Below are 15,413 nucleotides of genomic sequence, written 5' to 3'. Positions count from 1 at the left end.
CTATGCCTAGCCTCAAGGAACTGAAGCTTCGCCGTGACTCGGTGAAGTCGACGCAGAAGATCACCAAGGCCAAGCAGATGGTCGCCGCGGCGAAGCTGCGCAAGGCGCAGGCCGCTGCCGAAGCCGCCCGCCCCTATTCCACCCGCCTCGAAGCCGTGGTGGCCAGCCTCGCCTCGAAAATCGCAGGCGGTTCGGGCGAAGGCGCATCGCCGCTGCTCGCGGGCACCGGCAAGGATCAGGTGCATCTGCTGGTCGTCGCCAACAGCGACCGCGGCCTCGCCGGCGCGTTCAACGCCAATATCGTCAAGGCCGCCCTGGCCAAGGCGCGCGAACTGGAGCTGGACGGCAAGACCGTGGAATTCTACCTGATCGGCCGCAAGGGTCGCCCGGTCATCAGCCGCACCTATCCCGGCAAGATCGTCGCGCAATATGACACGACCGGCACGAAGGAGCCGGGCTTCGCCCAGGCGCAGGCCATCGCGCAGGAACTCTCCAAGATGTTCCTGGACGGCAAGTTCGACGTCGCGCATCTCTTCTATTCGCGCTTCAAGTCGGCCCTTGCGCAGATCCCGACCGAGCAGCAGCTGATCCCGGTCAAGATCCCGGCCGACGCCGACCGCAACGCCATCCCCGCCACGGTGGAATATGAGCCGAGCGAGGAAGCGATCCTGGACGACCTGTTGCCGCGCAACATCTCGATCCAGCTGTTCAAGGCGCTGCTGGAAAACAATGCGTCCGAACAGGGCGCGTCGATGACCGCGATGGACAATGCGACCCGCAATGCCGGCGACCTCATCAACAAGCTGAACATCCAGTATAACCGCAGCCGTCAGGCCGCGATCACCACCGAACTCGTCGAAATCATCTCGGGCGCCGAAGCCCTTTAAGTGCAGGCAAGGACATAAGTCATGGCAACAATCTCAGGTGCTGGCACCAACAATGTAGGCCGCATTTCGCAGGTCATCGGCGCTGTCGTCGACGTGACCTTCCCGGATGCGCTCCCGGCCATTCTCTCGGCGCTGGAAACCAGCAACAACGGCCAGCGCCTGGTGCTGGAAGTCGCCCAGCATCTGGGTGAAAACACCGTTCGCACCATCGCAATGGACTCGACCGAGGGCCTGACCCGCGGCCAGGACGTCACCGACACCGGCGCGCAGATCAAGGTGCCCGTCGGCCCGGCCACGCTCGGCCGCATCCTGAACGTCGTGGGCGAACCGATCGACGAACGCGGCCCGGTGCAGACCGAACTGCGCTCGGCCATCCATGCCAAGGCGCCTGAATTCGTCGATCAGTCGACCGAAAGCAGCATCCTGGTCACCGGCATCAAGGTCATCGACCTTCTGGCCCCCTATGCCAAGGGCGGCAAGATCGGCCTGTTCGGCGGCGCCGGCGTCGGCAAGACGGTTCTCATCCAGGAACTGATCAACAACATCGCCAAGGGCCATGGCGGCACCTCGGTCTTCGCGGGCGTGGGTGAACGTACCCGTGAAGGCAACGACCTGTATCACGAATTCCTCGACGCCGGCGTCATCGCCAAGGATGCCGACGGCAACGCGATCAGCGAAGGGTCGAAGGTTGCGCTGGTCTATGGCCAGATGAACGAACCGCCGGGCGCCCGCGCGCGCGTCGCCCTGTCGGGTCTGACCATCGCCGAATATTTCCGCGACGTCGAAAATCAGGACGTTCTGTTCTTCGTCGACAACATCTTCCGCTTCACGCAGGCGGGCGCGGAGGTGTCGGCCCTGCTCGGCCGTATTCCTTCGGCCGTGGGCTATCAGCCGACCCTGTCGACGGACATGGGCGCGTTGCAGGAACGCATCACCTCCACCAACAAGGGGTCGATCACCTCGGTGCAGGCCGTGTACGTTCCCGCGGACGACCTTACCGACCCGGCGCCGGCGACCAGCTTCGCGCACTTGGACGCGACGACCGTTCTCAACCGCGCCATTTCGGAACTGGGCATCTATCCGGCGGTCGATCCGCTGGATTCGACCAGCCGCGTTCTGGAGCCGCGCACCGTGGGTCAGGACCATTATGACACCGCCCGCGCCGTGCAGTCGATCCTTCAGAAGTACAAGTCGTTGCAGGATATCATCGCGATCCTGGGCATGGACGAACTCAGCGAAGAAGATAAGCTGACCGTCGCCCGCGCCCGCAAGATCCAGAAGTTCCTGTCGCAGCCCTTCCACGTCGCCGAAGTCTTCACCGGCATCTCCGGCAAGTTCGTCCAGATCGAAGACACGGTGAAGTCGTTCAAGGCCGTGGTCGAAGGCGAATATGACCATCTCCCCGAAAACGCCTTCTACATGGTCGGCGGCATCGACGAAGCCGTCGAAAAGGCCAAGAAGCTGGCTGCCGAAGCGGCCTAAGCTGAACCACCATATCCCCTCCCTTGAAAGGGAGGGGCTTAGGATCAAACAAAATGGCACTGCATTTCGAACTCGTGACCCCTGAAAAGCTCGTCCGCTCGGAAGAGGTTTATCAGGTGGTCGTTCCCGGCACCGACGGCGACTTCGGCGTGCTGGAGGGTCACGCGCCCTTCATGTCGACCGTGCGCGACGGCAATATCCAGCTGTTCGCGACGGCCAGCGCCGCACCGGAAATCATTCCGGTCGAAGGCGGCTTTGCCGAGGTGAATGAAAAGGGCCTGACGGTATTGGCCGAAAAGGCGGGCTGATCTGCCAAAGATCGTCGGATCAGCGGATGATCGTTTGAAGGGGCGCTTTCCGCGCCCCTTTTTCTTTGCCATGACCGTGCGGGACATGACCGCATCTCCCCACTCCAGGCCCACCCCGTCTTTTTCCGCCAACCATCTGTTTGTCCGGAAGGTGCCCGGCGGCTGGCTGCTTGCGGCGCTGGCAGCGTGGCTGGGCATCGGACAGTTGCTGCTCTGGCGCTTTCTGGATGCCATGCCGCTCTATGCCTATGGCCTGGGCGCTATCGCGATCGGCCTGATATGCGCGGCGATCGTCCGCCTGACGCGCGGCTTTGCCGGTCCTTCGGTCGCCATGCTGCTGGCCTGCATCATGCTGGCGACGATGGTGATGATGCTGGGCGGTCAGGGGCGTTTTTTCTACGCCAATATCGACTGGCAGGTCCGCTTCGCCGCCCTACGCGACATGAGCATCCACCCTTGGCCGTTCGCCTATATGCGCGCCGAGCCGGAGGTGTTGCGGGCCCCTGTCGGCATGTTTCTGGCGCCCGCCCTGGTCGCCAAGCTGGCGGGCCTGCGGGCCGGCGATCTGGCCATGCTGGCGCAAAACAGCCTGTTGCTGGGCATGTTGCTGGCGCTGTTCACGACATTGTTCGGCACGATGCGCGGCAAGATGGTGGTGCTGGCCGTCTTCATCCTGTTTTCCGGCCTCGATGCGCTGGGCGCTATGCTGATCAAAAGCAGCTATGCGGACAGCCTGGAAGTCTGGTCCGATCTGCAATTTTCCTCCACCCTGACGCTGGCTTTCTGGGTGCCCAACCATGCCATTTCGGGGTGGGTCGGCGCCCTATCCTATCTGCTGTGGCGCGCAGAGAAGATCCCGCTTGGCGCGGCGCTGGCGTTGCTGCCGCTGACGGCGCTCTGGTCGCCGCTGGGGCTGATGGCGGCCATGCCCTTTGCGCTGCTGGCGGGCATACGCACGTTGATCTGCCGTCGCTTGCGCTGGACGGATATCGCCCTGCCCGCCCTGGCGAGCCTGATCGCGGCACCCGGCCTTTTCTATATGGCTGCTGCCGGTGACAGTGTCGGCTTTCGTCTGGCCATGGCGCCGCTGTCGCAATGGGTGATATTCGAACCGCTGGAAATGCTGGTCTATGTCGTGCCGATCGCCCTGGTGGCGCGGCATGTGCGTTTGGGCCGCGACACATTGGCACTGATCGCAGCCTGGTTGCTGATCGTGCCCTTCATCCAGATCGGATGGTCGAACGACATGATGATGCGCGGGTCGATCACGGCCTTGGCGATATTGGCGATCATGGTGGCCGACGCGCTGATGCACGATGCACAGATACGGCGTATATTGGTGATATTGCTGGCGATCGGATCGCTGACGGGGCTGACGGAACTGCGCCGCACCTTGTCCCATCCGCCTGCGCCGCAGGTGAAATGCAGCATTTTCGGCGCGTGGAGGCAGAGCTTCGGGGATTTCCCGATCCACAGCTATATCGCGCCCCTGTCCGCCATGCCCGCCATCGTCCGGCCGGTGCATCCCACACCGGTCGAGGTCGCCGATCCTGCCCGATGCTGGGATGGCCATTGGCACCATCCCCAGGACAGGTCAGGCTGACAGGATCGCGTAGAGCGACAGGCCGATGGGGAAGCGCACGCGCCCCAGCAAATGCCGTTCCCAGCCGAAAATCCGTTGCAACATGCTGTTGACCGGCGCGGCGGGCCTCGCGTCGAGCGGGGCGGTACGGCGCAGCAGTCGATGCGCAGTGCGCGTGGCGACGGCCAGCGGGAAGAGCAGGCTGTTGAAATAACCGATCGCCTCGACCTTCAGCCCGGCCGCCCCCGCCACATCGCGCAATCCTGCCAGCGTGTAGCGACGCTTATGATGGTGCAGCACATCATGATCGGACCACAGCCACGGCACGGCCGGCACCGTCAGCAATATCCGCCCGCCCGGCGCCAGCCGTGTACGCAGCGCCGCCAGCGAGGCCCGATCCTCATCCACATGCTCCAGCACATCGAGCAGCGCGATCAGATCATAAGACGCGCCGTCAAAGCCGATGCGGCTCGGCAACATGCCCGGTTCTATCCGGCCGACACCCTGCGCATGGGCCAAGTCGCGAGCCTGCGCATCATATTCCAGCGCATCGACAGATCCATGGCAAGCCAGCATGTGCAGATTGCCGCCCGTCCCGCAGCCCGCCTCCAATATCCGCGCACCATCGCGTGGCGCAATCCGGTCACGGATCAACCGGTCCAATATGGCGCGACGGGCGACGAACCACCAATGGTCACCCTCCTGCGCTTTCATGCTCGCATAGGCTGATCGGTCCATTCGTCCCTGTCCTTGTTGACGGTTATCGCCATCGGCGCGTGCGCCGATTGTTCAGCGACGATATAGAGCGGCCGCTGCCGCACCTCGCGCGCCACCCGGCCCAGATATTCGCCGATGATGCCCAGGCTCAGCAGGTTAAGGCCGCCCAGCCCCAGCACGGCGACCATGATCGACGCATAGCCCGGCACGTCGATACCGGTGACCATGGTATGGGCAATGAGGAACGCCGCATAGGCAAAGGCCAGCAGCGCGATGCCGCCGCCGACATAGGACCAGATCCGCAGCGGCATGGTCGTCGATGCGGTGATACCGTCGATCGCCAGCGACCAGAGCTTGCCCAGGCGCCATTTGGTCGTGCCCGATCCGCGCGCCGCGCGGACATAATCCACGGTCGCGACCCTAAAACCGATCCAGGAAAACAGCCCCTTGTTGAAGCGTGCCTGCTCGCCCAATTGCTTGATGACATCCACGGCCTGCCGGTCGAGCAGCCGGAAATCGCCCACATTTTCGGGGATCGGATAATCGGAAAGCCGATTGAGCAAGCGATAGAAGCCATGCGCGCTCCAGCGCTTGAACCAGCCGTCGCTCGACCGGTCGGCGCGGCGGGCATTGACCACCTGCGCCCCGCCCAGCCAGGCCCGAACCATATCGACGATCACGGCTGGCGGGTCTTGCAGATCGACGTCGATTGGGATGACGGCATCGCCGGTCGCATGGTCGATGCCCGCTGCAAGTGCCGCTTCCTTGCCGAAATTGCGCGACAGGGACAGGCAGCGAATGTCCGGATTCAGCCGAGCGAGGATTGCCAATATGTCGTCGGTCCGGTCGGAGCTGCCATCGTCGACGAACAGAAATTCGGCCCGCGCATCCGGGCCGACCAGCGCCAGCGCCTGCGCCACCGCAGGCCGCGCCGTCTCAAGGAACAGGGACAGGGCATCCTGCTCATTATAGACGGGAATGACGATCGACAGGGTCGGCATGGCGCGCAATTGTCCCGGAAAAACTGCACCCGCTATCGGCCACAATGGTTAACGTCGCGTAAGCGGGCCGGCCATGCACATGGTTTCTTTACCATGTTCCGGCATGGCTGAGCCGATGGTCGCGCGCCTTTGCGCCGTGACGCGCAGCCTGTCTGCATACGGGCCTCGTTCGGCGCCATGTCGATGTTGCCGGCTTTGCTTGCGACCGGGCTTAACCCATTCGCACCAATATATTTATCTGTGGACTGAACCGGCTCTACATGACCGCGCCCGCCCATGCGTCCGACGGCCGACACGCTGCTGCTGATATTAGCTTTCCGCGGCATTAGCCATTTGTCAAAGTTTCCGCCTTATTCACCTTCATCACCCAGATTGGATCGGCGCCCTCCGGGCTATTCGTGCCGATCGCGAGAGAGTGGCGGAGAAGTATGAGCGCCTTTGGACGGAAGAATGGACCTGCCGGGATCAAGCCCGGCTTCGGCGTTGCCCGCCCCATGCAGGGCGGCGGCCTCAAGGAAGAGGCGCCGCGTGGTGGCGATCAGTTCCCGCCGCTCGATATCGCGTCCCTGCCGGGCGAAGCCCCTTTCGATCCGCTTGCGGCCCCCACCAGCCAGATGCAGCGCAATGCCGACGCCATGGCGCGCCTGTCCGATCGCGCCAATTCAGAGCATGTGCCCGACGCGGGGCCGCAGGGTTTCGAAGCCAGCGTCCACAAGATCAAGGAACAGGTGCTCCCCCGTCTGCTGGAGCGCGTGGATCCCGAAGCCGCCGCGACGCTGACCAAGGATGAGCTGGCGGAAGAATTCCGCCCGATCATCATGGAAGTGCTGGCCGAACTGAAGCTGACGCTGAACCGGCGTGAGCAGTTCGCGCTGGAAAAGGTGCTGGTCGACGAATTGCTGGGCCTTGGCCCGCTGGAAGAATTGCTCAACGACCCGGACATCACCGACATCATGGTGAACGGGCCGGAGCAGACCTATATCGAAAAGAAGGGCAAGCTGGTCATCGCGCCCATCAAGTTCCGCGATGAGGAGCATCTGTTCCAGATCGCGCAGCGGATCGTGAACAAGGTCGGCCGCCGCGTCGATCAGACCACACCGCTGGCCGACGCCCGCCTGCCCGACGGCAGCCGCGTCAACGTGATCGTGCCGCCGCTCAGCCTGAAGGGCACGGCGATCTCCATTCGTAAATTCTCCGCCAAGCCGATCACGATCGACATGCTCGCCCAATGGGGCGCGATGAGCCCGAAGATGGCGACCGCGTTGAAGATCGCCGGCGCTTGCCGCTTCAACGTCGTCATTTCGGGCGGTACGGGTTCGGGCAAGACGACCATGCTCAATGCCCTGTCGAAGATGATCGATCCGGGCGAGCGCGTGCTGACCATCGAGGACGCGGCCGAATTGCGGCTTCAGCAGCCCCACTGGCTGCCGCTCGAAACCCGGCCGCCGAACCTGGAGGGCCAGGGTGCGATCACCATCGGCGACCTGGTCAAGAACGCCCTGCGTATGCGGCCCGACCGCATCATCCTGGGCGAAATTCGTGGCGCGGAATGTTTCGATCTGCTCGCGGCGATGAACACGGGCCATGACGGGTCCATGTGTACGCTCCACGCCAACAGCCCCCGCGAATGTCTGGGCCGTATGGAAAACATGATCCTGATGGGCGACATCAAGATCCCGAAGGAAGCGATTTCCAAGCAGATCGCCGATTCGGTCGACCTCATCATTCAGGTGAAGCGCCTGCGCGACGGCTCCCGTCGCATCACCAACGTGACCGAAGTGATCGGCATGGAAGGCGACGTCATCGTCACCCAGGAATTGTTCAAGTTCGAATATCATGACGAGGATGACAGCGGGAAGATCATCGGCGAATATCGCTCGATGGGCCTGCGTCCCTATACGCTCGACAAGGCGCGCATGTTCGGCTTCGACCAGCCTTTCCTGGAAGCCTGCCTCTGACCGTCCATCGGTAACTTATTGTGGCTGGCGCCCTTTGATCGCCAGCCACCCCTTGCGCCGGGCCGCTACAGGCGGCACACCCTCCCTCATTCCACGAGAGAGGATTGCCCGATGCGCCTTCCCGCTTTGCTTGCCGCCGCCGCCATGATCCTGCCAGCCGGCGCCGTCATCGCCCAACATGCCGGTCATCACAAGGCGGCCGACCCGATCGCCACCGCCATCGCCGCGTCCAGCCGGACCCCGACGAACATCGTGCGCGACAAATATCGCCACCCGGCCGAAACGCTGGCCTTCTTCGGCGTGAAGCCGACCCAGACCGTCGTCGAATATGCACCCAGCGGCGGCTGGTACACCGAAATCCTCGCGCCGCTGCTGCGCGACCACGGCACCTTCTACGCCCTGCAACCCACCGGCCGCTATCTGGACGGCTACAAGCAGTTTCTTGCTGCCAAGCCGGACGCCTATGGCAAGGTGAAGGTCGTCGCCTATCCTGAGCAAAATAGCGCGATTCCGGCAAACAGCGTCGATACCGTCCTTACCTTCCGCAACGTCCACAACATGGTCATGGCGGGCAGCGAGGCCGCCACGTTCAAGGCCTTCTTCGATATGCTCAAACCCGGCGGCACGCTGGGCGTGGTCGATCATCGCCTGCCCGAAGATCGCGATATCGCGCTGGAAAAGAGCAGCGGTTACCTGAAGGTCTCCACCATCCGTCGCATCGCGCAGGCCGCCGGCTTCGAATATGTCGGCGCGTCGGAGGTGAACGCCAATCCCAAGGATACGGCCGACTGGCCCAAAGGCGTGTGGACCCTGCCGCCGACGCTCAGCCAGAAGGATGTCGATAAGGACAAATATCTGGCGATCGGCGAAAGCGACCGCATGACGCTGAAATTCCGCAAGCCGGCCAAGTAAGCCATTTTTTCGCTTAGCCCGGTTGCGCCATCGCGTGACCGGGCTAAGGCGTGGGCGTGACCGCCGCCGACCGCCCCCATCGCCCACTCTTTGCCATCGCGCTGCGCCTGATCGCCGTCATCTGCCTGTCTATCATGTTCGTCACCGTGCGGCTGGCGAGCGAACATGGCGTGCATGTCGTGGAATCGCTCTTCTACCGTCAGGCGCTGGCGCTGCCGGTGGTGCTGGCCTGGGTCGCCATGGCCGGCGGCCTGCGGACCATCCGCACCCGGCGCATCCGCGTCCATGCCAGCCGCATGATGCTGGGCCTGACCGGCATGCTGCTCAATTTCCTGTCTTATATCTTGCTGCCACCCGCCGAGGCGGCGACGATCGGCTTTACCATGCCGATCTTCGGCACGATCCTGTCCGCTCTCATCCTGCGGGAAGTGACGGGCATCCACCGCTGGGGCGCGGTGCTGATCGGCTTTGTCGGCGTCCTGGTGATGATCCGTCCGGATGCCGGCCATTTCCCGATGCAGGGCGTGGCCGTCGCCATCGCCGCCGCGCTGATGACCGCCAGCGTCAGCCTGGTCCTGCGCGAACTGGGCAGGACGGAGGCGGCGGGCGTCGTCGTCTTCTGGTTCACCGCCTTGTCGATGATCCCGCTGGGCATCGCCATGCCCTTCGTCGCGCAGGCGCATGATGCCGCGACCTGGGGCCTGTTGCTGACCATCGGCCTTTTCGGCGGTATCGCCCAGCTCTGCCTGACCGCCGCATTGCGCTGGGGGCCGGTGTCGGTCGTGCTGCCGATGGATTATAGCGCGATCATCTGGACCACCCTGCTGGGCGTCGCGATCGGGGAGGATTGGCCGATGGCGACGACCTGGGTCGGTGCGACCCTCATCATCGCCAGCGGCCTCTACATCGCCTGGCGCGAACATCGCCGCGCCAGGAAGCCGCTCGTCAGCCTAACAACTCCGCCTCAAGACTGATGTCCGCCTTCAACAGCTTGGAAATGGGGCAACCGGCCTTCGCCTTGGCCGCCAGTTCCTGAAAGGTCGCATCGTCGGTGCCGGGGATGGTCGCCTTGAGCGTCAAATGGCTGGCGGTCACGGCAAAGCCGTCGTCCTGCTTTTCCAGCGTCACGACGGCGCTGGTTTCCATCTTCTCCGCCGTCAGCCCGGCTTCGCCCAGGATCAGCGACAGCGCCATGGTGAAACAGGAGGCATGGGCCGCCGCGATCAGTTCTTCCGGATTGCTGCCTGGCACGCCTTCAAAGCGAGTCGCAAAGCCATAGGGATAGGCGTCCAGCGCGCCGCTCTGGGTCGAGATCGTGCCCTTCCCGTCTTTCAGGCCACCGCTCCATACGGCCGAACCGCTACGATTGATCTTCATGGGCAATCTTCCTTGTTGTGAGCCGGAGGAACCCCGGCGGTCCCTCATGGTTGCATCCTAACAGAGACAATCGTGCAGGAGAGTGACAATGACGGATCTACCGCGTGAAAATCGGGGCGACCTGATCGCGTCCGACCGGGTCGAAGGCACTGCCGTCTATAATCGTCAAGGCGAGCGACTGGGCAAGATTTCCAACTTCATGGTGGACAAGCGATCCGGGCAGGCTCGCTACGCCGTGCTGTCCTTCGGCGGCTTTCTGGGCATGGGCCACGACCATTATCCCCTGCCCTGGTCGATGCTGACCTATGATGTCGGACAGGGCGGCTATGTCGTCGATCTGGACAAGCAACTGCTGGACAACGCCCCCCGCTACACAGCCGAGCAGCGGCCCGATTATGATGAGGGCTATGGCCGGAATGTATATCAATATTATGGACTTATCTATCCTTGGTAACTCCGGCTCACAAGGGATCGGGCGGCCGGGCCGGTATGATGCCACCCCGGTCGTTCTTATGTCCGCGTAACGACTTTCCGATTGCCTAGATTTCACCACATTTCGCCGCTCTCCCATTGTCAACTGGATAAATAGAGTTATTGTTGAAGGCTCGATAGCAAGGATGAGGATCAGAGCATGGAGCGATTCGGTTTTTCGGGTGACACGCGCCAGCCGGTCGTGTTGACCATCCCCGGCCTGAACAATAGCGGGCCGGATCACTGGCAGACGTTGTGGGAAGAAAAGCGCGGCGATTGCGAACGGGTGGATCTGGGCAGTTGGGCCAGCCCCAACCGCAACGCCTGGGTTACGCGGCTGGACGCGGCCATTCGGGAAGCGAACGGGCCGGTGATATTGGCCGCGCATAGCCTGGGCTGCATGGCCGTCGCCTGGTGGGGCGCGTTGCAGAGCCAGGCCTATGGCTGGCCGGTGACGGGTGCATTGCTGGTAGCGCCGCCCGATTGCGACCGGATGGAAACGCCCGAAACGATCGGTGGCTTCGGCCCGACGCCGCGCGCGCAACTTCCCTTCCCGTCGATTCTGGTCGGCAGCCGCGACGACCCCTATATCTTTTTCGAACGCGCCCACAGCATCGGGAAAAATTGGGGCAGCCAGTTCGTCGATGCGGGCTATGCCGGCCATATCAACGCGCAATCGGGCCTTGGCGACTGGCAATTCGGGCAGTCGCTGCTCGAACGGTTGATCGACAATGCGCAGGAACAGGCGTCGGCGATGCGGCAGATGCGTCCCGCTCTGCCCATGGCCCAGCAGGATCAGCGAAAGGCCCCGTCCCCCACCCTGCATCCCTAACGACTCACCCCGCAGGGGCGCGACAAGACAAACTTGCGCGCCCCTTATATTTGCTTTTTTGTCTATCTTTGAAGTTGAGATACTAAGCGAAACAAGAGGTGTCCATGAGCGAACATAAACCCATCGAACTGCGCCAGGTCCGCATCGACGGACAACGTGCCGACATCACCGCCAGCATCGACAAGGTGCGCGCTGTGCTGGAAGCGCTGCGCTTCGGATCGATCACGCTGACCGTTCATGACGCGCGCGTGGTCCAGATCGACGTGACGGAAAAGACGCGCCTGGCCAACTGAAGAGCCAGAAGGGGCGCTAACAGTTTCGGGCCGCAGGACGGCCCATGCGGCGGGGGTGAGCCGCACACGGCTTCATCCACGACATTGTCGGCCTGACCGGATCATCGGCAGGGCCGAAACCACAACGACCGGACAGCCGGATATAAAGGGGATTATCATGATCGCGCGTTTCCTGTTGCTCGCCAGTGCGGCTGGCGCTTCCATCATCACGCCCGACGCCTTCGCGCAGGATGCCGCGCAGCCCGCGGCGGATGACGTCCAGCAGCCCAATGTCCGCGGCGACGTGATCGTCGTCACGGCCCGCCGCCGTCAGGAAACCGCGCAGGAAGTGCCGCTCGCCATCTCCGTCGTAAAGGGCGACAGCATCGAGGCGACCGGCAATTTCAACATCGTGAAATTGCAGCAGCTCGCACCGACATTGCAGGTCTATACCACCAACCCGCGCAACACGTCGGTCAACATCCGGGGCCTGGGCGTGCCGTTCGGCCTGACCAGCGATGGCTTCGAACAGGGCGTGGGCATCTATGTCGACGACGTCTATAACAGCCGCGTTGCAGCGGCGACCTTCGACTTTCTCGACGTCAACCAGGTCGAAGTGCTGCGCGGCCCGCAGGGTACGCTCTACGGCAAGAACACCACGGCCGGCGCGATCAACATCACCACCAATCAGCCGACCTTCGATTTCGAAGGGCGCGCCGAACTGAGCGTGGGCAATCTCAATTACAAGCAGGCCAAGGCCGCCATTTCCGGTCCTTTGTCGGAAACGGTCGCCGCCCGCATCGCGGTCGCCGCGACCACCCGTCGTGGCACGCTCTACAATGTGACGAGCGAGCGCTGGATCAACGAGCAGGACAATCTGGGCATTCGCGGCCAGTTGCTGTTCAAGCCCAGCGAGGATTTCAGCATCACCCTGTCGGGCGACTATAGCAAGCAGGATCCCGAATGTTGCGGCACAACCTTCGTGCGCGTTGGCAGGACGCAGCGCCCGCTCAACCGCCAATATGACGCGCTGGCCGCGGCGCAGGGCTATGTCGTGCCCAGCCGCAACCCCTATGATCGCCTGACCGACCTCGATTCCAACCTGAACGCCGGCAACAAGATCGGCGGCGTGTCGGCCAAGATCAAATGGGATGTCGGCCCCGGCACGCTGACGTCCGTGACCGCCTGGCGCTTCTGGGACTGGAAGCCGGAGAACGACCGCGACTTCACGGGCCTGTCGATCGTATCGCGTTCGCAAAACCCGTCGCAGCAGGACCAGTATAGCCAGGAATTCCGCTATAATTACGAAAGCAAGGATGTCGATTTCGTCGTCGGCCTGTTCGGCTTCAAGCAGCGGATCGATACCCAGGGGACCGAGCAGCAGGGCGACGATGCGGCCCAATGGAGCCTTGCACCCTCGGCCGATCCGGCCAACCCTGCCAATATCCCGGCGACGCTGTCCGGCCTGACGGCCAGCAACACCCAATATCTCAAAGCCGACAGTGCGGCGCTCTTCGGCCAGCTCAGCTGGAAGGTGACGGACGCGCTGACCATTCAGCCGGGCGTGCGCCTCAATTATGACAAGAAGTCGGGCTTCTACCAGCGCATCGTCACCAACGCGCAGGGTCAGGCCATCAGCTGCACCACGGTGGCGGAACCCGGCACCATCAGGGGTACGTCGCAGCAGTGCGGCATCTATCAGCCGCAGGTCAGTTCACCGTCGGACAGCGCCTGGAACTTCACCTACGACTTCAACGTCAATTACAAGGTCGCTCGCGACGTCCTGGCCTATGCGACCTATGCCAAGAGCTTCAAGACGCTGGGCATCAACCAGAACGGCTTGCCGCTCAACGCCGACAATAGCGTCAATTATGACGCCAGCACGGTGAAGCCGGAATCGGTCAATCATTATGAGCTCGGCCTCAAGACCCAGTTCTGGGATCGCCGCGCGACCTTCAACCTCTCCGCCTTCCGCACGGAGATCAAGAATTTCCAGGCGACCGTGAATGGCGGCCAGTTCGGCACAGTGCGTGGTTATCTCGCCAACGCCGAAAAGGTGCGCTCGCAGGGAATCGAGGCCGATTTCAAGGTGGTCGTGAGCGACCGTTTCACCGCCTATGCCAACGGGGCCTATACCGACGCCAAATATAAGAAGTTCACCAACGCGCCCTGCCCGCCCGAACTGTCGGGCGGCACGTTGCAACCGTCGGGACAGGCAGCAGACTATTCGCAGCCCGGCGTGTCCGGTGCGCTCAGCCCGCGCCAGTGCGACATTTCGGGTCAGGATCTGCCCGGCGTGTCGAAATGGGCCTTCTCCTACGGCGGCGAATATAACATCCCGGTCACGTTGCTGGCGAAGGAAGGCCAGGTCTATCTGGGCGTGGACGGCAATTACCGCTCGCACTGGAACAGCAATGCCTCGCCATCCATCTATACCGAGGTCAAGGGCTATGCGCTGACCAACTTCCGCGCCGGCTTCCGGGGCGAAGGGTTCGACATCTTCGGCTGGGTCCGCAACGCCTTCGACGTCGACTATATCGAAAATCTTCAGGTCGCGCCGGGCAATACCGGCCTGATCGCGGGCCAGGTCGGCGATCCCCAGACCTGGGGCGGCACGATCAAGTTCAGCTTCTGATAGAGACAGGAAGGGCGCAGCGGCATGATAGTCACTGCGCCCTTCCACCATTTGCGCCGCGCCCTGCGCTGGGCTAGACCGCGCCCATGTCCACGACCTTCACGCTCGACACCGCGACCAGCCGCGCCAATCCCACGCCTGCGCCGATGAAGCGCCTGACCGTGCCCGCCATCCAGCGGCGCAAGTTTGACGGCAAGACGCAGGAACCGCTGGTCATGCTGACCGCCTATACCGCGCGCCAGGCCCAGTTGCTCGACCCGCATTGCGATATGCTGCTGGTCGGCGATTCGCTGGGCCAGGTGATTTACGGCCTGCCCTCCACCCTGCCCGTCACGCTCGACATGATGATTGCCCATGGCGCCGCCGTTGTGCGCGGCAGCTATCATAGCGTCGTTCTGGTCGACATGCCCTTTGGCAGCTACGAAGCCTCCCCGAGCCAAGCCTTTGCCAGCGCCAGCCGCATCATGGCCGAAACAGGGGCGGCCGGCGTGAAGCTGGAGGGCGGCGTCGCCATGGCGGAAACCATCCGCTTCCTCACCCAGCGCGGCATCCCGGTCATGGCCCATATCGGCCTGACCCCCCAGGCGGTCAATGCGCTGGGCGGCTATGGCGCGCGCGGCAAGAGCCAGGAAGAGCATGCCAAGATCATGGGCGACGCCCGCGCCGTGGCGCAGGCCGGCGCCTTTGCGATGGTGCTGGAAGGCGTGATGGAGGATCTGGCCATCGCGATCACCGACAGCGTCGATGTGCCCATCATCGGTATCGGCGCGTCGGCCCATTGCGACGGTCAGGTGCTGGTCACCGAAGACCTGCTGGGCATGTTCGAACGCACCGCCCGCTTCGTGAAGCGCTATGACAATATCGCCGAAACAATCGGTAATGCGGCGCAACGCTACGCCGCAGATGTGCGCGACCGCAGCTTTCCGACCGAAGATCAGGTGTATCGACCCAAAATTTGATTTGCCTGTGGCATAAGCAC

15 protein-coding genes are annotated in these 15,413 nt (G+C 63.0%); 12 read left to right on the top strand and 3 right to left on the bottom strand.

Features of this window, described 5'->3' with window-relative positions; all coding sequences use genetic code 11:
• The first annotated feature begins 2 nt into the window (after positions 1-2).
• The 4 genes from AC07UX_RS01525 to AC07UX_RS01510 all read left to right on the top strand — a co-directional run bounded on the left by AC07UX_RS01525 (position 3) and on the right by AC07UX_RS01510 (position 4,280).
• On the top strand, positions 3-887 hold the full coding sequence (locus tag AC07UX_RS01525; protein WP_495190266.1) for a F0F1 ATP synthase subunit gamma: 885 nt from the start codon (positions 3-5) through the stop codon (positions 885-887).
• Between the two features lie 21 nt (positions 888-908).
• Entirely contained in the window at positions 909-2,369 is a 1,461-nt protein-coding gene (gene atpD / locus AC07UX_RS01520) for a F0F1 ATP synthase subunit beta (protein ID WP_495190265.1), read from the top strand.
• A gap of 53 nt (positions 2,370-2,422) precedes the next feature.
• Positions 2,423-2,677 carry an ATP synthase F1 subunit epsilon gene (locus AC07UX_RS01515; protein ID WP_495190264.1) on the top strand — a complete coding sequence of 85 codons (255 nt, stop codon included), beginning with the start codon at positions 2,423-2,425 and terminating at the stop codon, positions 2,675-2,677.
• A gap of 85 nt (positions 2,678-2,762) precedes the next feature.
• Positions 2,763-4,280, top strand: coding sequence for a hypothetical protein (locus tag AC07UX_RS01510; RefSeq protein WP_495190263.1), 1,518 nt, complete (start codon positions 2,763-2,765; stop codon positions 4,278-4,280).
• Here the strand turns inward: AC07UX_RS01510 and AC07UX_RS01505 are convergent.
• On the bottom strand, positions 4,272-4,997 hold the full coding sequence (locus AC07UX_RS01505) for a class I SAM-dependent methyltransferase (RefSeq protein ID WP_495190262.1): 726 nt from the start codon (positions 4,995-4,997) through the stop codon (positions 4,272-4,274). The genes AC07UX_RS01510 and AC07UX_RS01505 overlap by 9 nt on opposite strands.
• The gene (locus AC07UX_RS01500; RefSeq protein WP_495190261.1) at positions 4,970-5,977 is read right to left on the bottom strand and encodes a glycosyltransferase family 2 protein; all 1,008 of its coding nucleotides are present in this window, start codon (positions 5,975-5,977) and stop codon (positions 4,970-4,972) included. Before AC07UX_RS01500 ends, AC07UX_RS01505 begins: the two co-directional genes overlap by 28 nt.
• Positions 5,978-6,405: 428 nt before the next feature.
• Between AC07UX_RS01500 and AC07UX_RS01495 the strand changes: the two genes are divergently transcribed.
• The 3 genes from AC07UX_RS01495 to AC07UX_RS01485 all read left to right on the top strand — a co-directional run bounded on the left by AC07UX_RS01495 (position 6,406) and on the right by AC07UX_RS01485 (position 9,821).
• The gene (locus AC07UX_RS01495) at positions 6,406-7,935 is read left to right on the top strand and encodes a TadA family conjugal transfer-associated ATPase (RefSeq protein WP_495190260.1); all 1,530 of its coding nucleotides are present in this window, start codon (positions 6,406-6,408) and stop codon (positions 7,933-7,935) included.
• A gap of 111 nt (positions 7,936-8,046) precedes the next feature.
• Positions 8,047-8,847 (top strand): class I SAM-dependent methyltransferase, encoded by an 801-nt coding sequence (locus AC07UX_RS01490; protein WP_495190259.1) that lies wholly within the window; start codon positions 8,047-8,049, stop codon positions 8,845-8,847.
• Positions 8,848-8,942: 95 nt separating this feature from the next.
• A complete protein-coding gene (locus AC07UX_RS01485) occupies positions 8,943-9,821 on the top strand; it encodes a DMT family transporter (protein ID WP_495191749.1) in 879 nt (292 codons plus the stop codon).
• Here the strand turns inward: AC07UX_RS01485 and AC07UX_RS01480 are convergent.
• On the bottom strand, positions 9,793-10,224 hold the full coding sequence (locus AC07UX_RS01480; RefSeq protein WP_056687533.1) for an OsmC family protein: 432 nt from the start codon (positions 10,222-10,224) through the stop codon (positions 9,793-9,795). The genes AC07UX_RS01485 and AC07UX_RS01480 overlap by 29 nt on opposite strands.
• 88 nt (positions 10,225-10,312) lie before the next feature.
• Here AC07UX_RS01480 and AC07UX_RS01475 point away from each other — a divergent pair, with 88 nt between their 5' ends.
• The 5 genes from AC07UX_RS01475 (at position 10,313) to panB (ending at position 15,393) form a co-directional block, all read left to right on the top strand.
• Positions 10,313-10,678 carry a PRC-barrel domain-containing protein gene (locus tag AC07UX_RS01475; RefSeq protein WP_495190258.1) on the top strand — a complete coding sequence of 122 codons (366 nt, stop codon included), beginning with the start codon at positions 10,313-10,315 and terminating at the stop codon, positions 10,676-10,678.
• 177 nt (positions 10,679-10,855) lie between these two features.
• Complete coding sequence (locus AC07UX_RS01470; RefSeq protein WP_495190257.1) at positions 10,856-11,527, top strand: RBBP9/YdeN family alpha/beta hydrolase; 672 nt, start codon at positions 10,856-10,858, stop codon at positions 11,525-11,527.
• Between the two features lie 104 nt (positions 11,528-11,631).
• Entirely contained in the window at positions 11,632-11,820 is a 189-nt protein-coding gene (locus AC07UX_RS01465) for a YezD family protein (RefSeq protein ID WP_495190256.1), read from the top strand.
• Between the two features lie 157 nt (positions 11,821-11,977).
• Complete coding sequence (locus tag AC07UX_RS01460; RefSeq protein ID WP_495190255.1) at positions 11,978-14,434, top strand: TonB-dependent receptor; 2,457 nt, start codon at positions 11,978-11,980, stop codon at positions 14,432-14,434.
• Between the two features lie 86 nt (positions 14,435-14,520).
• A complete protein-coding gene (panB, locus tag AC07UX_RS01455) occupies positions 14,521-15,393 on the top strand; it encodes a 3-methyl-2-oxobutanoate hydroxymethyltransferase (protein WP_495190254.1) in 873 nt (290 codons plus the stop codon).
• Positions 15,394-15,413 lie beyond the last annotated feature (20 nt).

The sequence above is a fragment of the Sphingobium sp. GW821-FHT02B05 genome, assembly GCF_059421905.1.
This window is presented reverse-complemented; position numbering and strand designations above follow the sequence as displayed.